We start from the raw sequence: 21,190 nt of genomic DNA, 5'->3' as shown, positions 1-21,190 counted from the left end.
AAGCGTCAGGCCAGCGTCAATGAAACCGGTGGCAACCCGTCGATCTGTCCCAGCACCTCAGCCATGCCCTGGGCGAAGTGCATGCCGGTATAAGAACCCGTGGTGATCACGAAATCCTCGGGCAACGGCAGACCATTGAGGGTGTGATGGTTGACCAGCCACGGCAGCAACCGGCGCGGATCGCCAGCAGGATTGGCGACCGTCGACGGCACAACGCTCTCGCCATTCAGCGTGAATGAAAGCGTCGGTTCAACGAAGGGAAAGGACGCGTCGTAGGGTACGAAATCACCCACCACCAAGGCGCCGTGGTTAAGCAGATCGGCCAATTGCGTCAGCGGCTCGATCTTCGGCCACGCCGCAAACCGACTGGACACCACCTCAATGGACGCCGCCATCTCGCCAATGCCGGCCATGACTTCCTCGTCGCTGTATGCCTCATCCTGGGGGCTGAAGGTGCGGTTGAAACGGAAGGCGATTTCCAGCTCCAGACCCACCGGCGGATAGACGCTGCGGTCCAGTGTGCCGGTCGACGGGAACAGGCAGTCGCGGGGCAGGGGCGAGCCCTGAATCGGCCCGTCCGGAGATTTCGAGCCGATCTTCCAGCCGCCGGCCTCAACGCCACGCAAGCGCAGGATTTTCTGTTGCGTGAGGTACGCCGCGTCGCGGTCTGTCGGGTTCAGGTCGAATTCCAGCTCGCCTAACAGGCTGCGCTTGTTCTGCGCATCGACGATCAGCTGCGCCAGGCGCGAAGGTTGGGTGTCAGTGTCCAAAAGCGTTCTCCAGTGAAGGGGTTCGATTGCAGCGTGCGGGGCTGAAGCTTCATGGATCAGATCGCCGCCCGAAGGCGGCTTCCGGTGTCGCTTTATTTACTGATCACTGAAGCAGGTTCCGCATTCGGCGTCAGCGGCGCAGCCGGCTGCCCGTAGTCAAACCGGTTCTGCGGCTTCATTCGGAATGACAGCACGACGCCAATCGCCAGTAGAACAATGCTGACCAGAAACGGCAGCTGCCAGTTGCCAAACTTGTCGATCAACAGACCGGCGGCCACCGGGCTGACGATGGCGGCCATGGCCGATCCGGTGTTCATCATGCCGCTCGCGGTACCGCAGTGGTCCGGCGCGATGTCCATCGGAATCGCCCACATCGGGCCGATGGTCATCTCCGAGAAGAAAAAACCGATGGCCAGGCAGGCCAGGGAAATGTGCATGTCCTTGGTGAACATCAATGGCACCAGCGACAGCAGCGTCAGGCCAAGGCAAACGGCGACCATCAGGCTGCGCGCTTTGTTCAGGTCCTTGGTCCGCGTATAAATGCGGTCGCTGACAATGCCGCCCAACGTATCGCCGACCACGCCGCCGAAGAACACCGTCGACGCGAAAATAGCCGTGCCCTTCAAATCCAGGCCCATGTTCATGAAGTACATCGGCACCCAGCTGAGCAGCAGCCACAGCGTCCAGCCGTAGCAGAAGTAAACGATCGTGACCGGGGCCATACGCTTGAACAGGCGACCCCACGGTAGCACGACGCTGGATTTCACTTTCGGCGGCGGCAGCGTGTCCAGTTCCTGTTTGGAGATGCGCGGATGGTCTTTCGGATGCTCGGTGAACACCGCCATCCACAGGATGACCCAGACGAAGCTGGTGGCCGCGCAGACATAAAACGATTCGCGCCAGCCATACGTGGCCATCACCGCGATCATTGCTGCTGGCGCCAGCGCATTACCGAGGCGGGCGAAGGCGTGGGTGATGCCTTGGGCGAAGCCGCGTTTTTCCTTGGGGATCCAGCGGGACATTGCCGCCGTTGCTGCGGGGAACGTCGCGCCTTCACCGAGGCCGAGGAGTATCCGCGCGACGATCAGCGAGACGAAACCGCCGGCCAGGCCGGTCAGCACCGTGGCGCTGGCCCAGATCAGCCCGCACACCACCAGCGTTCGCTTGGCGCCGAAGCGGTCGCTGACCCAGCCGCCGATGATTTGGAAGATCAGGTAGGGATACGCGAAGGCCGAGAAGACGATGCCGATCTCGGTTTTGCTCAGGTTGAACTCTTTACCGAAACCGACCGCGGCGGTGCTGACGTTGACGCGGTCCAGGTAGGTAATGAAATACATGGCGCACAGCATGAACAGCACCACCGTGGTGGGGCGCAGACGTAAAAACTTCATGTGCTATCTCCAGTTTCTTATTGTGTTCGCTGACAACGCGATGATTCGGGATAGTGAGATGTGTCAAAAAAGCTGCGGGTGTGCCGCAGCCGGGCGGAGCGGGGTGGAGACGGAGCGGCGCGTTATTCGCGTCGCAGCGGCACCGATTGCCCTCCCAGGTAATCCATGGCGGCCAGAACGCCGCTGGACTGCAGTTTTACGCCGGCCATTTGCAGGCCCATTTCGCAGCCGGTGAGGGTCGCCATCAGCATCAGGTCGTTGCAGTCGCCCAGGTGGCCGATACGGAACATGCGGCCTTTCATCTTGCCCAGGCCGGTGCCCAGGGACATGTCGAAGCGCTCGTAAATGGTCTTGCGCACCTGGTCGGCGTCGATGCCGTCGGGCGTCATCACGCCGGTGAGCACGGGGCTGTAGACGCTCGGGTCGGCGCACTGGATTTCCAGGCCCCAGGCGGTCACGGCGGTGCGGCAGGCTTTTGCCAGACGGTTGTGACGGATGAACACGTTGTCCAGGCCTTCGCCGAGGATCATGTCCAGCGCTTCCGATAATCCGTACAACAAGTTGGTGTTCGGCGTGTAGGGCCAGTAACCGGTCTTGTTCATCTCGATGATCTCGTCCCACGCCCAGAAACTGCGGGGCAGACCGGCACTTTTGCTGGCCTCGATGGCTTTGGGCGAGAGCGCGTTGAAGCTGATGCCGGGCGGCAGCATCAGGCCCTTCTGCGAGCCGGAAACGGTCACGTCCACGCCCCACTCATCATGACGATAGTCGGCGGAGGCCAGGCCGGAGATGGTGTCGACCAGCAGCAGGGCAGGGTGGCCCGCCGCATCAATGGCCTTGCGCACGGAAGCGATGTCCGAGGTGACGCCGGTGCTGGTCTCGTTGTGCACGACGCAGACAGCCTTGATGCGATGCCCGCCGTCAGCGCGCAGGTGGTCTTCGATCATTTGCGCATCGACGCCACCGCGCCAGCCCTCAATGCCGGGCCGACCAATGAACTGCGGCTTGAGGCCGAGACTCAGCGCCATCTTCTGCCACAGCGTCGCGAAGTGGCCGGTCTCGAACATCAACACTTCGTCGCCCGAACTCAGGGTGTTGCACAGCGCCGCTTCCCATGCACCAGTGCCCGACGCGGGATAAATCACCACCGGATGCACGGTCTTGAAAATCTTCTTGATGCCTTCCAGCACCTTGAGCCCCAGCGCGCCGAACTCCGGGCCGCGGTGGTCAATGGTGGGGTAACTCATCGCGCGCAGGATGCGATCCGGCACCGGACTAGGCCCCGGAATCTGAAGGAAGTGGCGACCGGCAGGGTGGAAATCGAGCTTCAGCATCGGTGTCTCCTTGTCTTTTTATAATTTTGTATTTTGCATTCAAAATTAACTTAGCACAGGGCAATGCTGTGTCAAACGGCTTAATTACGCTAATCTCCCCAGCGAACTGGAGCATTTTCGAATAAGGACTCGGCGCTAGAGCGGGTCCAGGAAGGATGTATTGAATGCAAAATACTAAAGAAATGAGCGTTCAACCCGACGCCCGGCCAATGCCCAAAGTCGAACGCCAACGCCTCCACGACATCGTCATCGATCACCTGCGCGGCTTTATCACCGAAGGCGTGCTCGCCCCAGGCACCAAGCTCAACGAGCGCGAGCTGTGCGAAACCCTCGGCATCTCCCGCACGCCATTGCGTGAAGCACTGAAAGTGCTGGCCGTGGAAGGGCTGATCGAAATCAACCCGAACCGGGGCGCGAGCGTCGCGCGCATGTCGGAGCTGGAGATCCGCGAAACCTTCGAACTGATGAGCGGCATCGAAGCCTTCGCCGGAGAGCTGGCCTGTGAGCGCATCACCGCCCAGGAAATCGACGACATCAAAGCGCTGCACTACGCCATGGTGGTCAGCAAAAACCAGAACGACCTGCCGGGTTACTACCAGCGCAACCGCGCCATCCACGACCTGATCAACCTTGCCGCGCGCAACTCGGCACTGCGTCAGGTCTACCTGTCGCTGAACCGGCGCATCCACGCATTACGCTTTCTCTCCAACCACCAGGCCCCGAAGTGGGACCGCGCGTTGCACGATCACGAAGAAATGATCGAGGCCCTGCAAACCCGGGACGGCAAGCGCCTGAGCAGCATCCTGCGCCACCACCTGCTGGAAAAACGCGACGCCCTGATGTTGCTGGTCAGGGATGAATCCGAGCACCCGGATTCGATCCGTCGTTGATTCGTGATTAAGGAAGCTGCCGACCATGCCCCGTGATCTCGATGCATTGCTCGCCGCCTGCGCCGACCGATTGCCGCAACTGGAAACCCAGCGCCTGATGCTCTACGCCGGCGCCAACCTCCCCAGCGCCCGCGCCATGGCCGCCTACACCCCCGCGCTCAGCGCCTACCCGGCGATGGGCCCGACCGGTCACAAAGAACAGCCCGACACCGAGCTGGTCAGCGAGCTTGAAACCTTCACCCGTCAGGCCGCCATGACCCTGTTCGGCGCAGCATGGGCCGAAGTCCGCCTGGCCAGCTGCACCTTGGCCAACCTGGCCATCTTCCACGCCTACTGCCGACCGGGCGACAAAGTGCTCGCACCCGCTGCCGAGCACGGTGGGCATCTGAGCCAACGCCGTGGCGGGACTGCAGAATTGGCAGGTCTCATCGTTGAAGACTTGCCGTTCGACCGCCGCAACTGCCAGCTCGACGCGGAGCGCGCGGCGGAAATGATCACCCAAACGCGGCCCAGGCTCGTCGTGCTCGGACGCAGCGTCATGATCAAGGCCGACGACATCGCCCCCGTGGTCAGCGCAGCGCGCGCGGTCGGCGCCAGAACACTGTTCGACGCCTCCCACGTGCTGGGCCTGATCGGTGGCGGCGCGTACCCCAATCCGTTTGACGCCGGCGTCGACCTCATCAGCAGTTCCACTTACAAAACCCTGCCCGGACGCCCGCAAGGGCTGGTGCTTGGCCGCGACCCCGAAGACGCGATGGCCCTGCGCGAGTTGCTCGACACCCGCCTGCTCGCCAACTACGACGCCGGCCGGCTGCCCTCCCTGGCGGTCACCCTCACTGAAGCCCAGGCCACTGGCCGCGAATATGCCACCAGTATTGTCGGCAACAGCGCGGCGCTGCATCGCGCGCTGGTCGATGCGGGTTTGCCTGTCATAGGGGCGAATGACGGCGAGGTGCACACCCATCAACTCTTACTGCCGCTGTCACTTGATGCTGATCCGCGGGCTGTGATGCACGCGTTGGAGGCGCAGGGGATTCTGATCGGCACCTGCGTCGATCCTTCCCGCGCCGGGCATCAGGCGCTGCGGTTGGGGACGCAGTTCATCACGCGGCAGGGGATGAACGCGCGGGATATGGAGGATGTGGCGCTTTTGCTGGGGAATGCTTTGCGCGTCGGCGTGTGCGGGCGGCTGCATGCTCGGCCGGTCGCTGATAGCGCGCAGATGACAGGTCGGATTCAGCAAATGCTGAGCAAAAAAAAGCCGCTGGGGAGCGGCTGAAGTTTGGAGCTTGGAGGCACCACGTCGGGAGCAACGACGCAGCGAAACGACAGAAACAAAATGCTAAAAGCTGATCAGGCGTTTGACGTTCTCCGGCTTGGGTGTGGATTTCCATTGTTCCCGCGCTGGGCGGGTTCGATGGGGTGAAGCCACTTTAGGAACGATGGGGGGGCGGGGGCAAATGAAACCCGGGTAACTATTTGTTAGCGAAAATGTTATGTGCGGGGAGGGGGTGGGGGGGGCTTTCTCGGTTTCGTAGTGCTTCGCGGCACGGCGCTTTGTATGAGGGCCGCCAAACAGTCCCTGCCAAGCACACATCCACTGTAGGAGCGCGCTTGCCCGCGAAAATCGTGTCAGCACCTGATTCGTCACTGACACACTGCCATCTCATCACGCCGCTAGCGTGTTTGCGCGGCTGGGGCTTGGTGCGAGGTTTGTGCGGAGCACGTCAGGGGTTGGCTGACGTGCTCATTTGGTCTGGCGGTGTTACTTCACCGTCATCGGCGCGAAAATCGCCCGGATTCCACGGCATTTCGGATAAGCGACGCAACCCCAGAAATTCCCTCCAGCGTTGGCGCCGGTTCTGGCGACACGTATCATCATGGATTTGCGACAGTGCGACGCTGTGTGACTTAAATTAGGCGAGTTTTACAATCGGGCTTTTCGACAATAGTCCAGCCGGGCCTTAGCAGCTGGGTAACGAATGATTGTAATACTTAGATTCTTTAATCACTATGCAAAGAAAGTTCGCAAAGATTGCTTGTCATCGGAGATGGTTTCTGCCCGTTGGCGTCAGCATATAACGTGAATTTGGTTTAATGCCTATTATGACGGTCTTTGATTAGAAGGTCCTAAGATATGAGATTCTGGCTGCGCGCCGGCATTTAAAAATGGCGCGACTGAGCCAATTAAGTTTGAATATCCTACTAGCGATGCCGACAAAAATAAAAAATTCAGTTGGACTAGGTATAGCCGAATTATTAATCCATCCTAAGCTGCTGATGATATTTTTAGGCGAAGCTAAATTTCGAATTTTGGCTAGATAACAATCGACATTTTTTTGTTTGATTTTTAGCAAGGTTTTTCGTATATTCTCTACTTTCTAACTAGGGATGGGGTAGCGTATGGAGGTCAAAGGAAAGGTAGAAACTGTATTTGATTCGACAGTCAACAGGATTGCCGGGTTAATGCTGCTGTTGGCCGTAGCTTGTTGCATTGGGGTCGCTTACGAGTATAGAAAAAATTTCCCCGGGGACGTCATTGCGACGCATGAGGCCTGGGGGCAATTTGGTGATTTCTTTGGGGGGACCTTAAATCCCATATTAGCAATGCTTTCGCTCTTCGCGATATTGGGCGCATTGATAATTCAGTCTAGAGAGCTTTCGCATTCTACCGCAGCGTTAAGGGAGCAAAGTGATCACCTAAGTCTGCAGGCGTTTGAAAATACGTTTTTTGCTATGCTTCAAATAAATTCCGAAAATGCTCGAAGCCTAGATCTCGAGGACACTGAAAAAAGCGAAGGATACAATCCGGGACGAGGGGCGTTCCGTTTTCTAGTCTCGAGACTTAAAACTGCTTATGAGCTTGCGAGCAAAAAAAATTCAAATGGTAAAGATGAGCGAGAAGTTATAGCTGCGGCTTATCAGGTGTTTTCTTCAACAAATGACGGATTTATAGGTCATTATCTGAACGGCCTGGAAAGAGTCATTGAATTTATTGAGCTGCGGAGCCCCGCGGACCGGGAGCAGTACTATTTGATCGTATGTGCTCAACTTTCTCAGAATGAATTAATTTTGTTGTTCTATCACTCCTTGAGATGCTCAGGATTGCTAGCGATTGAAAACCTTAACAAGTATGGATTTTATGAAAAGCTGCCAAGTAGGTCGCTTTTCAACGAAAAAAGCCATCAATCCTTGACTAATAAATCGAGTGACAAGTAATGAATCCTAGTCAGCAGCTCGTAACCAAATCATCAAACATCAGTGAACTTATGAAGGCGACCTATTTTGAGGTGCCGTCGAATCAGCGGGAGTATAGGTGGGGTAAAGATCAAACCCAAAAGCTATGGGAGGATCTATTGGTTGCCGTAAAAAATGACGAGCCTGGCGAGGAGGCAATAGGACATTTTCTTGGGGCTATTGTTGTTATTGGGCAGGAGCAATCCCATGATAATGATCGATGGGAAATAATTGACGGTCAACAGAGGCTGACCACAATCACAATTCTATCGGAGTGCCTGAGAGGGTATCTAGATGAAATTAAAGATAATAAACTTAGAAAAAAATTAGAGCATGTACTGCTTGATTGCGTGGTTGCTCCACATGCCAATTATGTTCCGCGGTTGAAGCTCAACAGAGAGAATGATTTTTATGCAAATAGCCTTTTTGAAAATGAATCTAAGGCTGAAAAATTATCATATTGGGCGACCGCTTTTGACAAGCAATCCGAGGTGCAGTCAAATATAAAAGGCGCGTTCGATTACTTCTACTCTATGATCGATAGCTGTTTGGAAGGTCTTGATGCGGACGATCGAGAAGCATTAATAAGGAATCTAGCCGAAGCTCTAACGGACTCATTCTATGTCCTCGTCGTTAGGACCGCTAAGCTAAGTTTGGCTTACAGACTCTTTGAAACACTTAACGAACGAGGTTTAGATTTATCTCAGGCTGATTTGATCAAAAACGTGTTGTTACAATATGCGCAAGTTGCGGGCGGTGGGGTAGTCGATAAAGTTACATCCCTTTGGGCAAGATTCATAGATAATTATGAAGATCAATCCCCCAAGAAATTAGATCTTCCACAGCTAATTCAATTCTCATTTACTTACCGTCACTCTCGGGTGAAAAAAGAGATGATCTTTGAAGAAGTATCGAAAAAGCTAGAGCTTTACCAAGCCATTGATCTGGCAAGTGAGCTAACTCACGATGCCGCAAGTTGGCGTGCATTCCTACTCAGCGACCTGGAGGGATGGGACAACGAACTGAGCGATGTACAGTATGCCATTGTGGATCCTCTCTGGAAGTCGCACTGTGCTTCATTTATTATTGCCTCTATGGACAAGTTTGGGAACGATATACCATCTCTAAAAAAATGTCTGCACTTGACTGAAAGCTACTTGTTCAGGCAGGGGTTTATAGGCAAAGACTCTGTGGGGTCTATGCAAGAGTTTTTTTCTGAAGCTGCCGCGCTTGTTCGAGCAGACGCTTCGATAATAGACATCGCGAAATATTTCTCCAAAAAGAGCTCAGACGATCTATTCAAAGAGAATTTTGCCAAGGCGGCTGTGAACAATGTCAGGCAAGCGTTTTACACTATATGGAAAATTGAAAATCACCTTGAGCAATGCACAAAGATGCGACCAAGGAATGACACCGCATCTCAATGCGTTGACTACATTATGCCTCGCAAGCCAGGCCCTGAATGGAACGGAATTGAAACTAGCGATGAGTATGCTGGTTACATAAATAGAATAGGAAATTTGTTAGTCCTGCCGCCGAAAATTACTCAGACTATAAAAAACCAAGCGTTTACCGTGAAGTGCGAAAACTCTGCGGAGTTTGATTACTTGCATAGCGGGCTAAAGCTACCTGTTGCTGTTTCTAAGAATACGAACAGCTGGCTTACAGATGGTGAATGGGTGTTTGATAGCATAGTAAAGCGTCAAAAATATATGGCAGAAAAATACGTATTAGAAGTATGGGGCTTTGACGTGAGCTGAATTCCAAACAGATCATTCCGCGAGGCTCTCAGCTGCGCTTTTACATGCTCACAGGTCGAGACGGATTGAATCTTTCTACTACGGACATTGTCAGGCCGCTATGGATATCCACAGCGGCTTTTTTAAGCCATCAGTATATGGCGTACAGGAAGTCCTTTAGAGATCTGTGATTTCGAAGTGAAGCTAACCCATCATGCACGTGCGCTGCCCATGCCTTGGCCATTTCTTTAGGGTCATAAGAGTCGTAATGAAGTTTCAGCAACAACTCAATAACTGAAGATGTCTCGCCGAGCCATGTCACCTTATCTAGTACCAGCGCTCCATCCAGTTTTTTGTCGTCGAGTGTGTAAACAAATCCCGACTCTATGGACTTAAAGAATGCGATACGCGCAGCAACATTGGGAGTAATTCCCGTATATGCCTTGAGTTTCTTAAGCTGGTCTTCCGTATCAAGGGAAAGCTGCATCCTGTTAGGCAGCATTGAATCGCTCCTCAGTTGCAGGCTTCCAGAAATATCCGTCTATCACACGTGAGGACCTGCTGGACTCATCGAATTCGATAAGGTAAGCATGGGATATTGAGGTAGCTAAGTTCTTAGTATAGTGCTCATGCACTTCAGTGTCTGTCGAAAGAATAATAACCTGATGACTAGCGCTTGGGAGGTAGTTGTCAATTAGCGTATCACGGTGGCTAGAATCTAGCCTTCCTAAAGGAGTATCAATAATCACAGGTAGCTGGCGACCTGATGTCTTGGCTAAAGCGTCCAAGACCGCTAGCGCATAGATTTGTTTTTCACCGGCGGAGAGGCTTGCTCTATCAATCAGGGTCCCAGTCTCATCTAGTAATTCGACTTCGAATGTCTCCGCGTTTATTTGGGCTGAAATTTGCAAGTCTTTTTTTCGTGCTAGGCGTTGATAAGCATTAGTAAAATTAGCTACCAGTTTATCTACCCGCGCTTCAGCTAATTTCTTTTCATAACGATCTAGCATCTCGAGGGCGGCTTCAGCATTTTTAACTGCTGATGACGCGTCATGTTGCGATCGTCGACTGTCATGTAGTCGTTGCAGTTTTTTACTACATTCCAGCTGATCATTAAGAGATGTTTTCGCTTTCAGCAGTAAAGAGCAATATTCCGCCAGTGCAGTTTGACGTTTTGTATCTAACTCCCGAATGGATGCGACAATAGCGAAAAGTTGTTCATCGTCAGGGGCGCGCTCGATATTTGCCGCGGCTTGCTCTAAAGCGAATTCTGTTTCAAACAAGCCCTTGCGTGCTTGCTCGAAACGCGACTTACCACGAGAGGCTTCCGCTCCAGTTAAGCTAGTAAGCACGCCGAGTTCTCGTTCAGAAACGTCGAGCTTCACATCTCCTTGAATGTGCTCAGCCATATAGCTCAAAAGCTGGCTTTTTAAAGTGCTAATAGTGTTGGTCCTAACCTCGATTGAATCGAAGCCCTCACCTCCTTCAAGGCGATGCAAGAATCGCGAAAAGTGAGTGCTGAACGCTGATGCTTGTTTGATCTCAGCTTCTATCTTTAATTGGTCAATTAGACGCGACACAGCCTTAGGAGCCAAATTTACTGGAAATACGCTTTCCAGTTCTGATCTGATTAATCGTTCAAACTGCGCTTTATCCCGAATAAGAATATCCACGTTTGACTGCTCTTGCGCCCGTGATGCTGCGAAGGCCCCTCCTTGGATAGCGAGATTTCCTTCCTTTTTCTTTATTTCACTATCCAGCAATCCGACTGACATCTTTGCTAGGTCGGCAGCATACCTAAAGTTTTCTGCACTCTTAGAAAACCTGTCTACCTTGTCTTCCAGTTCTAATAATTCTCTTATAAAATCTGCATCACCGCCTCGCGCGGCATTTCGTTTCAGGTATATAACCAAATCGTTTTTTAATTTTTCAATTATATCTAGGCCGAATAAGCGACGAACTGCTGACTGCAGAGCTTTTCCGGTACGATCCTCTGCTAGTTCCGAAATCTTTTCTCCATCAAAGAAGAATAAATCAGCGATGCCGTTGGGTATCAATTCATTTAAAAAACCCTGGCATTGATCGTAATTCAGCTCGCTTAATAAAGCGCCATCTTGATGTAGCGAAAGTTCATCTTTCTGACCTTTTCTCCAATGCCTGCTGACAAAAAATTCGGATTGGATTCCGGATTTGTTGTAAGAAAAGGTTAACTCAACTGATGCATGTTCCAGTAGTGTGGAGGAATCACTCCGGTGAATTAGTGACGACAGTATTCCGATATAATCCTGAGTACTGTTACATTCGGGAAAGGCAAGGCGACCATATAGCGCTAACCTGATGGCGGTCAGAATTGAAGTTTTACCTGATCCGTTTAGTCCGCCGAGCAGAACAATAGGTCTGTCATTCCCAGATTTCGGTTCAAGCAAAATTTCATGTATCCCTTGGAATACTCTGAAATTACTAAAACTCACCTTTTTAATAATCATCTTGCCGTCCCGCTTGTTTTGGTTGGAGCTTTTGATTCGCGACCAGCAGCTGGGCCGAAACCACTTGAAGCTCCTTTTCTATTTTATCGATTTCAAGTTTATGTATATCCCTCTCATGCTTTTGTTGAAGCTGAGCTTGGCCTTCGCGGATTTCGGCAAGGGAGCCCCAATCTTTGGACAAAATCCGCTCAATTTTTTCAAAGATACCGTGTCGACGGCTCAGCCCTTCCACAGAGACTTCTAGCTCTATAAGCTTCATCACCATTTCAGCAGGAGTACCATTTTCTACAGATACCTCTTTCAACAGCTCAGCGTCATGATGATCAAACTGCGATTGATCATCTACAACCCAAGCCAGATTTTTGTTGTAGATGCTAAAAAAGATATTTGGTAATTCATCGGCCCAGTCAGGCTCGTTAGGGTCTCTGAGCCAATGCTGCCTGATTGCATGTAGCTCGGGTTCTGTAATTAGGGAAATTGGATGCCCACTTTCATTTAATTTTTTTTCAAGAAAGAGCAGTTCTGTTAGCCACTCTTTCCTGTATTTCAACCAGTATGGACCGGGAATATGCTTTCTTTCAGCAGACAAATCATCCCCATCTTTCGCATACTGATAAGTCACACGACCATTTCGTCGTTTATAATTACGATAGGTGTCTTTCTGCTCTGGCTCTGTCGTTTTCGCTAAAACGTCTCGAAATGAGAGCAAAGGAAGCATCCAGTCCTCACCATTTTGGATGAGGTTTTCCATCGCCTTATCTTTTGTAACTACTGTGCAGGTCCAACAGCCAAAACGTGAATTTCCACATGAGGGAGTGCTTTCATCAATCACCAGTGGACATTCACCTTGACTGGAAGAGTGCATATATAGAGTCCAGAGAGGGCGGTTGTTTCCTCCCCAGGGAGTCTCCCATTCTTCGATATCATTTTTGGCATATTTGAAAGCACCTCTCAATAGCCCCCAGACCTCTTCAGTACTCCACGTGTCTATGGGAGTGTAGATGAAAGCATTGGCGAGTGAGGTGTGTCTAGCCAGTCTTGATCCGTCGATTTTATGTTTCGCTATAACTTGCGCACGCGACGCACTTTCATCGCTGCGAGCGCCCAATAGAATAACAACCTCGTCATAATGACTGATTTTTTCTTTAATAAACTCGCTCACTGGGTCGATCTTCATTCGTTCTGTACACCAACGAAAGCTTCGGCTTGGAGCTGGATAACCCTTACCTAATAGGTTCACCCAAAATGTTTCACTGGTTTTAGGCATCACCGTGTGCTGCGATATCGGTAGTCTGTCACGTTTTGCAGATTGCTCGATCAGCTTCATACTGTTTTTAATCAGATCTACTACTACTGGCGTCTCTACCAGGGTGTCTGATGTAACCAGGAATACATTTTTGGACCTGGACTCAGGTGGAAGGCCAAGTAGTGCCAGATAAACCAGCGTCGCAACCGCTGTAGAATCCTTTCCCCCGCTGTAACCAATTATCCAAGGACGACTATCAGCGCAGTAGATTCTTTGAACCTCAGCGACATATTCAGAGAGGGGACGTCCAGCGACGACTTCACCATTGATGAATTCTATGTAATCTTCGAGGTCATGTGATAGTGTTAACATTGTATTCATAGTTCCGGTAGTTGCCGTTCTAATTCAGCTTCTTCTTCTGTAAGTGGAATTTGAACTATATTTTTTAGCGCGTTGCATGTTAAACGGATTGCCGATATTGATTTGCTGAGTTTCCCGTGGGACATCGTCCTGCGAAGCCATTCAGGATTAGTCTTTCGCCAATCAACGTCTCGGAGTTTTTCTAGCTCCATTCGCCAACTGTCTGGCTTTTCAGCGATTAGACTCCGTCCAAATAAGCCTAGAGCATGTAATCCCACGGCATGGGCGTGTACATATTCTTGCCGAAGGTGTGCTGGTGAGATGTCCTTTGATCTCGCCATCTGCCAGTCGGGCATATGATCATAAAGGTTTTCCCAGAATGACACCGCGAGGGCTGCATCCTCGCTGCTATATCCGTCTTTAGGTCCTTTGCCCAACAGCGCCCTTGTAGCCTGCTTGATACTGCTTAATGTGAATAGTTTGCTAGATAGGGCGGAAACGCTCGAGCGCTCCATTTCGGTCAGACCAACGAAAGGAACCGAGTTTTTGGAAAGATGGCGTGCTAGCTCTGAGGACGGGTCCCGGAGGTCATACAAAGCAGCAAGAGAAGGACTTGGCTTTATGGCATGTTTGTTAAGGTCTGCAAACATCTGCTGGCTTCTTTTCAAGCCCTCGTCCACGAAAAAAAGGACCGGAATGTTGTCTTGTCCTAGCTCAGGACGCTCCTGCAGTGCTTGTTCAATCGCCTTCCGGCGGTGCTGGCCATCATTGATTAGGATTTGCGCATCCATGGGCACCCGTAACGTTCCTAAGTTATGCGACTCTGGATATTCTTCAAATGCGATTTCCACCGCGATGGATGCCGTCAGCGCCGAAAATACATAGTCTTCCGGATTATCCAGAAGGTACCGAACCATTTCGGGTATCCGCATTTTATTGAGAGATCTCTGCGCCCGAAGCTCGGGGGGGACCTCGGTCTCATCGAAGCTGAAGATCTTCGGGATAATTCTCATGGGACAGGTGGCGATATAAAACGGCCGTCCTGCCTGCATCCCGCGTACAGCTGGGAACGAATAACAATAGTCAGCGTCAAGGATTTTCATTTTGATCCAGCGGGTGAGTCAGAGCGTGCGTCATTTTACCCGCGCTACGTCATTTTTTCACGCAGAAAAATGATTTTCTGACGCGCTGCGTCATTAGCTGCGCGCGCCTGTACTTTATATCTGACAAAGCTAACGTGCGTTGGATGCACAGGATCGCGTTCTGCCACAGCGCCGGTTCTGTGGCAACTCACACGCCGTCCGCTGCACCTTAATTTGCTAGGTGATGGTTTTACGCTCGAAGTGGTTGCATCTGGACACTAGCTAGAAACGTGCCTGGTTGAGCTCGGTATGCATTTGCGGTAGCGTTATGCGACTAATGTACTCAGCCTTATCCACGCTGGGTGAATTTCATAGAACTCTTCGCAAACCCGCCGCCTCTAGCGCCTTCAGGTGAGATCTAGCAATTTCGAAACAGACCTTAGATTTCCGTTACTGAACTCATCTAACTTGCCAGATAGCCCGACGACGCCTCTGACCGAAGCCGGGTTGTCGAATACTTCCTTCCATAGTCCCAACCACGTCTTGCCTTCCCTTGGGCTTCGAGTTGTCTTTACGCATTGTAAGTTTGCTGCAATGACACTTTTTGAGGTTTTGATAACGCAATGGTACAGGCTTGACTAAGACGTTATTCGAGAGGGGAACATCAGTGCTGGAGATGAGCGGCATCTCTATCGAGAGGATAGCCCTTAGGTTACCCTCTCGATAGATTTCGCTCATTTCTGATGAGGCGGGTTCACACAGCTGCAAGCTAACCAAATCAATCCCAGCTCAACGCCCCACCCGTCTGATACTCAATAACCCGCGTCTCAAAGAAGTTCTTCTCTTTCTTCAAGTCCATGATCTCGCTCATCCACGGGAACGGATTTGTCGTCCCTGGATACTCTTCCTTCAACCCAATCTGGCTCAGACGACGGTTCGCGATGAACTTGAGGTAGTCCTCCATCATCGCGGCGTTCATGCCGAGTACGCCGCGGGGCATGGTGTCGCGGGCGTATTCGATTTCCAGTTGGGTCCCTTGCAGGATCATCTGGGTTGCTTCTTCCTTCATTTCTGCGTCCCACAGGTGTGGGTTTTCGATTTTGATCTGGTTGATCACGTCGATGCCGAAGTTCAGGTGCATGGACTCGTCACGCAGGATGTACTGGAACTGTTCTGCGACGCCGGTCATTTTGTTGCGGCGACCCATGGAGAGGATCTGGGTGAAGCCGCAGTAGAAGAAGATGCCTTCCAGGACGCAGTAGTAGGCAATCAGGTTGCGCAGCAGTTCTTTGTCGGTTTCGACGGTGCCGGTTTCGAACTTCGGATCGGAGATAGAACGGGTGTATTTGAGACCCCAGGCTGCCTTTTTGGCGACCGACGGGATCTCGTGGTACATGTTGAAGATCTCGCCTTCGTCCATGCCCAGCGATTCGATGCAGTACTGGTAGGCGTGGGTGTGGATCGCTTCCTCGAAGGCCTGGCGCAGGATGTACTGGCGGCATTCAGGGTTGGTGATGAGGCGATACACGGCCAGCACGAGGTTGTTGGCAACCAGGGAGTCGGCGGTGGAGAAAAAGCCCAGGTTGCGCAGGACGATGCGGCGCTCGTCGTCGGTCAGGCCTTCCGGATCTTTCCAGAGAGCGATGTCCGTGGTCATGTTGACCTCTTGCGGCATCCAGTGGTTGGCGCAGCCGTCGAGGTATTTCTGCCAGGCCCAGTCGTACTTGAAAGGCACGAGTTGGTTAAGGTCGGCGCGGCAGTTGATCATGCGTTTTTCGTCGACCGCGACGCGGGCGGCGGAGCCTTCGAGTTCGGCAAGACCTTCAGCGACGTCCAGCTTGTCCAGCGCGGCTTTGGCGCGGGCAATGGCGTCGGAGTCGTTTGCGCTGACGGCGCGGGCTTCAAGCGCAGCAGCACCACCGGCGCTGTCGAGTTTGTCCATCGCGGCTTCGGAAGCGTGGCCGGCGTTGGCGCCTTTGGCGGGTTCAGCGGCGTCTTCTTTGTCGAATTCGTCCCAGCTCAGCATGGTGAGGAGGCTCCTGCTAGAGGACCGGTTTTACGCGGCCTGTGGATTTCAAAGTATGCGTTGCCAGCGTTGCTGATAGCGGGGCTGGCAACGGGAATAGGTTGGGCGGTTCTTAGTGCTTACTGTGATTGATCGACAAAGGCGCTAAACGCTGCTTCGGATCGATCGACGAACATACTGCGAGGGTTGCCTGCGATGCGCCTGCGAAACAAGTCAACGGAAGCTGATTTCAGAGTGACGGTTTTGCGAGTGCAAGCGGTCATTTTGAGTACCCTGGATGAGCGCGGGATTATACAGATTTTGCCCGGCGCAGGTTCGTCCGTGACGGAATTTGAGGGACGATTTGCCGTCATTTTCCTTTGCGTTAACTCCCGATTCGTGCGTTGGAGAAAACGGCCACTGAATCAGGTTGGATCACGTATCTAGTGTGTCTTCGTGTTGCGAGACACATCATATAGTGCGTCAGATCGCTCGGCAATCGGTTGACAGGCGTCAATGTGTCGCTACGAATGCGGCGAAAGAAGCGGTTGTTTTGCTTTCAGACGGTAATCGTTGCGGATTCAAAGGGCCGCAGCTTCAGCCGCCATTGCATCGGCATTTAACGGCCTGCAATGTTGATGCAAAAATTGGGGCCTAATCGCGACGAGTGGCGTTCCGCACGTGCTCGTTCACGCCAATCGAGCTTCTTTGCAATCAATTGCAATCAGCCCCAATCGTCCCCCCAACACACCGCTCAAACACCCGCACCATCCCCTCGTAATCACACCCCACCGCATCCACATTCGCCCGTATCCATTCCTCCGCCTCCACCGGCCACCAACTGATCTCGAACCCCGCATTCACAATGATGTGCTCGAACAGAATCCGCTGAGCCCGCCCATTCCCCTCTCGAAACGGATGAACCACGTTCAAATCCCCAAACAGCTCCGCACTCGCCGCAATCAAGGCTCCACGATCCAGCTCCTGAAACCAGTTCGCGTCGGCCAGCACCTTGAACAGCTTATTGGCCTCGGGCTCGATGCGGTGGGTCACGCAGAAGTGGGTCTGGTCTTTGGAGATGTCGACGGTGCGCAATTCGCCCGCCCAATCGTAGAGATCAGCGAACAGTTGGCGGTGGATGGCTTGAAGGTAGGGCAGGTCGTAGGGAGGAGGGGAGAAGTCGATGGATTCAGCGGCGACTTCGGACAGGTCGCGCTCGGCTTGCGCCAGGGGTTTTGCGTCGGTGAGGTCGAGACGGTTGCGCAGCACGGTGCTGCCGGGCGGACAGTAAGGGTCTTGTCCGACGCCGTATTTGTCGACCATCAGGCCTGTTTTTTGCGGTAGCTGTTGAGCAGCTCTTCCCGAGAGGGCAGGCGGCGTTCGGAGTCGGCGGGCGAGCTCTCGTAACCTTCCAGACGCAGGCTGGCGGCGTAGTTGGAGCGGCGCGTTTTGGCGCAGTAGGCTTTTTTGGACTCTAGCGAGGCAGTTGGCATGGGGCGATCTCCTGGCTTGGCAAGAGGGGAGTGTAGCTGAAACCGGGGAGGGGCAGCGAGGGCCGGGAGTGTTTGGGCTCCCGGGGCGCGGTGTTGCTAGAACCGCTTCGCGAGCAAGCTCACTCCTACAATTGAGCGAGCTGTTCACGGGCAAGCGCGCCTACAGAGAGGCGCGCTTGCCAGCGGGTGTTACTGGCAGGCTTCGCAGTCCGGCTCGTCGATCGCGCAGGCTTTCGGCACTGGCGCTGGACCGGCCGGTGCGGCTTCGGCTGGACGCGGGGCGGTGATCGCCGAGTCGTCCGGGCCGTGGCCACCGCTGGAAACGGCGTTCAGCTTGCCGGTGTTGATGGTCGACTTCTCGGTGCTGGTCGCGGCCAGGGCACGGAGGTAGTAAGTGGTTTTCAGACCACGGTACCAGGCCATGCGGTAGGTCACGTCCAGCTTCTTGCCCGAGGCGCCGGCGATGTACAGGTTCAGCGACTGGGCCTGGTCGATCCACTTCTGACGACGGCTGGCCGCGTCAACGATCCACTTGGTGTCCACTTCGAAGGCGGTCGCGTAGAGGTCTTTCAACTCCTGCGGGATGCGCTCGATCTGCTGCACCGAACCGTCGTAGTACTTCAGGTCGTTGATCATGACCGAGTCCCACAGGTCGCGGGCTTTCAGGTCGCGAACCAGGTACGGGTTGATCACGGTGAATTCGCCCGAGAGGTTCGATTTCACGTACAGGTTCTGGTAAGTCGGTTCGATCGACTGCGACACGCCGGTGATGTTGGCGATGGTCGCGGTCGGTGCGATGGCCATGATGTTCGAGTTACGAATGCCTTTCTGAACGCGAGCACGCACAGGCGCCCAGTCCAGGCTTTCGTTCAGGTCGACGTCGATGTACTTCTGGCCACGCTGCTCGATCAGGATCTGTTGCGAATCCAGCGGCAGGATGCCCTTGGACCACAGCGAACCCTGGAACGTCTCGTAGGCACCGCGCTCGTCCGCCAGATCGCAGGAGGCCTGGATCGCGTAGTAGCTGACGGCTTCCATCGAGCGGTCGGCAAATTCCACGGCCGCATCGGAACCGTAAGGAATGTGCTGCAGGTACAGCGCGTCCTGGAAGCCCATGATGCCCAGACCGACCGGACGGTGACGGAAGTTGGAGTTCTTCGCTTGCGGCACCGAGTAGTAGTTGATGTCGATCACGTTATCGAGCATGCGCACGGCAACGTCGATGGTGCGCTTGAGCTTGTCGGTGTCCAGCTTGCCGTCGACGATGTGGTTCGGCAGGTTGATCGAGCCCAGGTTGCAGACCGCGATCTCGTCCTTGTTGGTGTTCAGGGTGATCTCGGTGCACAGGTTCGAGCTGTGAACCACGCCGACGTGCTGCTGCGGGCTGCGCAGGTTGCACGGGTCCTTGAACGTCAGCCATGGGTGGCCGGTTTCGAACAGCATGGACAGCATTTTGCGCCACAGGTCTTTGGCCTGGATGGTCTTGAACAGCTTGACCTTGCCCGGGTACTCGGTCAGCGCTTCGTAGTACTCGTAGCGCTCTTCAAAGGCTTTACCGGTCAGGTCGTGCAGATCCGGGACTTCGGACGGCGAGAACAGGGTCCATTTGCCGTCGTCGAAGACACGCTTCATGAACAGGTCAGGGATCCAGTTGGCGGTGTTCATGTCGTGGGTACGACGACGATCATCACCGGTGTTCTTGCGCAGCTCGATGAACTCTTCGATGTCCATGTGCCAGGTTTCCAGGTACGCACAGACAGCGCCTTTGCGCTTGCCGCCCTGGTTCACTGCTACGGCGGTGTCGTTCACGACTTTCAGGAACGGCACGACGCCCTGGGATTTGCCGTTGGTGCCCTTGATGTAAGAGCCCAGCGCGCGAACCGGAGTCCAGTCGTTGCCCAGACCGCCTGCGAATTTGGACAGCATGGCGTTGTCGTGGATGGCGTGGTAAATGCCCGACAGGTCATCCGGAACGGTGGTCAGGTAGCAGCTCGACAGCTGTGGACGCAGGGTGCCGGCGTTGAACAGCGTCGGGGTCGAGGCCATGTAGTCGAAGGACGACAACAGGTTGTAGAACTCGATGGCGCGGTCTTCACGGGCTTTCTCTTCGATCGCCAGGCCCATGGCCACACGCATGAAGAAGATCTGCGGCAGTTCGAAACGGATACCGTCTTTATGGATGAAGTAACGGTCGTACAGGGTCTGCAGGCCCAGGTAGGTGAACTGCTGATCGCGCTCGTGGTTGATCGCCTTGCCCAGTTTTTCCAGGTCAAATTCGGCCAGCACAGGGTTCAGCAGTTCGAACTGGATGCCTTTCTCGACGTAGGCCGGCAGCGCCTTGGCGTACAGGTCAACCATTTCGTGGTGGGTGGCGCTTTCGGCGACACCGAGGAAACCCAGGCCTTCGGCACGCAGGGTGTCCATCAACAGGCGGGCGGTGACGAACGAGTAGTTCGGCTCACGCTCGACCAAGGTACGCGCGGTCATCACCAGTGCGGTGTTGACGTCGGTCAGCGCAACGCCGTCGTACAGGTTCTTCAGGGTTTCGCTCTGGATCAGGTCGGCATCGACCTCGGCCAGGCCTTCGCACGCTTCGGTGACGATGGTGTTCAGGCGGCCCATGTCCAGCGGCGCGAGGCTGCCGTCTTTGGCGGTGATGCGAATCGACGGGTGCGCTTGCACTGGGGTTTCGCCAGCGGTGCGACCGGCACGCTCCTTGGAGCGCTCGTTGCGGTAGATCACGTAGTCGCGGGCAACTTTCTGCTCGCCGGCGCGCATCAGCGCCAGTTCGACCTGATCCTGGATTTCTTCGATGTGGATGGTGCCGCCCGACGGCATGCGGCGCTTGAAGGTCGCGGAGACCTGTTCGGTCAGGCGCGCAACGGTGTCGTGGATACGCGACGAAGCGGCAGCGGTGCCGCCTTCAACTGCGAGAAAGGCCTTGGTGATGGCGACGGTGATCTTGTCATCGGTGTACGCAACGACGGTGCCGTTACGCTTGATCACACGCAGCTGACCCGGCGCGGTGGCGGACAGGTCCTGCTGGGTCGCACCTGTCTGCGGCGCGGTGGCCTGCGGATTCTCGCGAGTTGTGTCGGTTTGCATGGGTGTCTCCACGTTCTCTAAGTTTGTTTGGGCGCCAAGTGCACGCCCACCG

General features: G+C 54.0%; 15 protein-coding genes and 1 pseudogene. 4 read left to right on the top strand and 12 right to left on the bottom strand.

Features of this window, described 5'->3' with window-relative positions; all coding sequences use genetic code 11:
• Positions 1-5 precede the first annotated feature (5 nt).
• The 3 genes from AC07VF_RS01470 to AC07VF_RS01460 all read right to left on the bottom strand — a co-directional run bounded on the left by AC07VF_RS01470 (position 6) and on the right by AC07VF_RS01460 (position 3,495).
• The gene (locus tag AC07VF_RS01470; protein WP_495008790.1) at positions 6-770 is read right to left on the bottom strand and encodes a 2-keto-4-pentenoate hydratase; all 765 of its coding nucleotides are present in this window, start codon (positions 768-770) and stop codon (positions 6-8) included.
• 92 nt (positions 771-862) lie between these two features.
• Positions 863-2,161 carry an MFS transporter gene (locus AC07VF_RS01465; protein WP_495008791.1) on the bottom strand — a complete coding sequence of 433 codons (1,299 nt, stop codon included), beginning with the start codon at positions 2,159-2,161 and terminating at the stop codon, positions 863-865.
• A gap of 122 nt (positions 2,162-2,283) precedes the next feature.
• Positions 2,284-3,495 carry a pyridoxal-phosphate-dependent aminotransferase family protein gene (locus tag AC07VF_RS01460; RefSeq protein WP_495008792.1) on the bottom strand — a complete coding sequence of 404 codons (1,212 nt, stop codon included), beginning with the start codon at positions 3,493-3,495 and terminating at the stop codon, positions 2,284-2,286.
• A 164-nt stretch (positions 3,496-3,659) separates the two neighbouring features.
• On the opposite strand from AC07VF_RS01460, the gene AC07VF_RS01455 reads away from it, so the two are divergent.
• Entirely contained in the window at positions 3,660-4,385 is a 726-nt protein-coding gene (locus AC07VF_RS01455; protein WP_495008793.1) for a GntR family transcriptional regulator, read from the top strand.
• A gap of 25 nt (positions 4,386-4,410) precedes the next feature.
• Complete coding sequence (locus AC07VF_RS01450) at positions 4,411-5,664, top strand: glycine hydroxymethyltransferase (RefSeq protein WP_495008794.1); 1,254 nt, start codon at positions 4,411-4,413, stop codon at positions 5,662-5,664.
• A 486-nt stretch (positions 5,665-6,150) separates the two neighbouring features.
• Here the strand turns inward: AC07VF_RS01450 and AC07VF_RS01445 are convergent.
• Positions 6,151-6,282: pseudogene (locus AC07VF_RS01445) on the bottom strand (restriction endonuclease); the annotation flags it as partial.
• A 506-nt stretch (positions 6,283-6,788) separates the two neighbouring features.
• On the opposite strand from AC07VF_RS01445, the gene AC07VF_RS01440 reads away from it, so the two are divergent.
• Entirely contained in the window at positions 6,789-7,604 is an 816-nt protein-coding gene (locus AC07VF_RS01440; RefSeq protein WP_495008795.1) for a putative phage abortive infection protein, read from the top strand.
• Positions 7,604-9,382, top strand: coding sequence for a DUF262 domain-containing protein (locus AC07VF_RS01435; RefSeq protein ID WP_495008796.1), 1,779 nt, complete (start codon positions 7,604-7,606; stop codon positions 9,380-9,382). Before AC07VF_RS01440 ends, AC07VF_RS01435 begins: the two co-directional genes overlap by 1 nt.
• Before the next feature lie 130 nt (positions 9,383-9,512).
• Here the strand turns inward: AC07VF_RS01435 and dndE are convergent, their stop codons facing one another.
• From dndE to AC07VF_RS01395, 8 genes are all read right to left on the bottom strand, one after another.
• Complete coding sequence (gene dndE / locus AC07VF_RS01430) at positions 9,513-9,863, bottom strand: DNA sulfur modification protein DndE (protein WP_495008797.1); 351 nt, start codon at positions 9,861-9,863, stop codon at positions 9,513-9,515.
• Positions 9,853-11,847, bottom strand: a complete 1,995-nt coding sequence (gene dndD / locus AC07VF_RS01425; protein ID WP_495008798.1) for a DNA sulfur modification protein DndD — start codon at positions 11,845-11,847, stop codon at positions 9,853-9,855. Before dndD ends, dndE begins: the two co-directional genes overlap by 11 nt.
• Positions 11,837-13,465 (bottom strand): DNA phosphorothioation system sulfurtransferase DndC, encoded by a 1,629-nt coding sequence (gene dndC / locus AC07VF_RS01420; RefSeq protein WP_495008799.1) that lies wholly within the window; start codon positions 13,463-13,465, stop codon positions 11,837-11,839. Before dndC ends, dndD begins: the two co-directional genes overlap by 11 nt.
• A 5-nt stretch (positions 13,466-13,470) precedes the next feature.
• Positions 13,471-14,556, bottom strand: coding sequence for a DNA sulfur modification protein DndB (dndB, locus tag AC07VF_RS01415; protein ID WP_495008800.1), 1,086 nt, complete (start codon positions 14,554-14,556; stop codon positions 13,471-13,473).
• Positions 14,557-15,313: 757 nt separating this feature from the next.
• Complete coding sequence (locus tag AC07VF_RS01410) at positions 15,314-16,561, bottom strand: ribonucleotide-diphosphate reductase subunit beta (RefSeq protein ID WP_037012114.1); 1,248 nt, start codon at positions 16,559-16,561, stop codon at positions 15,314-15,316.
• A gap of 693 nt (positions 16,562-17,254) precedes the next feature.
• Positions 17,255-17,863 carry a putative adenosine monophosphate-protein transferase Fic gene (locus AC07VF_RS01405; RefSeq protein ID WP_495008801.1) on the bottom strand — a complete coding sequence of 203 codons (609 nt, stop codon included), beginning with the start codon at positions 17,861-17,863 and terminating at the stop codon, positions 17,255-17,257.
• Positions 17,863-18,033 carry a YhfG family protein gene (locus AC07VF_RS01400; RefSeq protein ID WP_495008802.1) on the bottom strand — a complete coding sequence of 57 codons (171 nt, stop codon included), beginning with the start codon at positions 18,031-18,033 and terminating at the stop codon, positions 17,863-17,865. The genes AC07VF_RS01405 and AC07VF_RS01400 overlap by 1 nt, the downstream gene beginning before the upstream one ends.
• Before the next feature lie 189 nt (positions 18,034-18,222).
• Positions 18,223-21,138, bottom strand: coding sequence for a ribonucleoside-diphosphate reductase subunit alpha (locus AC07VF_RS01395; RefSeq protein ID WP_346630666.1), 2,916 nt, complete (start codon positions 21,136-21,138; stop codon positions 18,223-18,225).
• Positions 21,139-21,190 lie beyond the last annotated feature (52 nt).

The sequence above is a fragment of the Pseudomonas sp. GW821-FHT02H06 genome, assembly GCF_059421525.1.
The sequence above is the reverse complement of the archived record's forward strand: the minus strand, read 5'-3'. Positions and strand labels throughout refer to the sequence as shown.

What these genes read in the sequence shown, in the direction of transcription:
- AC07VF_RS01465 (WP_495008791.1), bottom strand. Translation starts at nt 2,161, where the DNA reads ATGAAGTTTTTACGTCTGCGCCCCACCACGGTGGTGCTGTTCATGCTG.
- AC07VF_RS01460 (WP_495008792.1), bottom strand. Translation starts at nt 3,495, where the DNA reads ATGCTGAAGCTCGATTTCCACCCTGCCGGTCGCCACTTCCTTCAGATT.
- AC07VF_RS01455 (WP_495008793.1), top strand. Translation starts at nt 3,660, where the DNA reads ATGCAAAATACTAAAGAAATGAGCGTTCAACCCGACGCCCGGCCAATG.
- AC07VF_RS01450 (WP_495008794.1), top strand. Translation starts at nt 4,411, where the DNA reads ATGCCCCGTGATCTCGATGCATTGCTCGCCGCCTGCGCCGACCGATTG.
- AC07VF_RS01440 (WP_495008795.1), top strand. Translation starts at nt 6,789, where the DNA reads ATGGAGGTCAAAGGAAAGGTAGAAACTGTATTTGATTCGACAGTCAAC.
- AC07VF_RS01435 (WP_495008796.1), top strand. Translation starts at nt 7,604, where the DNA reads ATGAATCCTAGTCAGCAGCTCGTAACCAAATCATCAAACATCAGTGAA.
- dndE (WP_495008797.1), bottom strand. Translation starts at nt 9,863, where the DNA reads ATGCTGCCTAACAGGATGCAGCTTTCCCTTGATACGGAAGACCAGCTT.
- dndD (WP_495008798.1), bottom strand. Translation starts at nt 11,847, where the DNA reads ATGATTATTAAAAAGGTGAGTTTTAGTAATTTCAGAGTATTCCAAGGG.
- dndC (WP_495008799.1), bottom strand. Translation starts at nt 13,465, where the DNA reads ATGTTAACACTATCACATGACCTCGAAGATTACATAGAATTCATCAAT.
- dndB (WP_495008800.1), bottom strand. Translation starts at nt 14,556, where the DNA reads ATGAAAATCCTTGACGCTGACTATTGTTATTCGTTCCCAGCTGTACGC.
- AC07VF_RS01410 (WP_037012114.1), bottom strand. Translation starts at nt 16,561, where the DNA reads ATGCTGAGCTGGGACGAATTCGACAAAGAAGACGCCGCTGAACCCGCC.
- AC07VF_RS01405 (WP_495008801.1), bottom strand. Translation starts at nt 17,863, where the DNA reads ATGGTCGACAAATACGGCGTCGGACAAGACCCTTACTGTCCGCCCGGC.
- AC07VF_RS01400 (WP_495008802.1), bottom strand. Translation starts at nt 18,033, where the DNA reads ATGCCAACTGCCTCGCTAGAGTCCAAAAAAGCCTACTGCGCCAAAACG.
- AC07VF_RS01395 (WP_346630666.1), bottom strand. Translation starts at nt 21,138, where the DNA reads ATGCAAACCGACACAACTCGCGAGAATCCGCAGGCCACCGCGCCGCAG.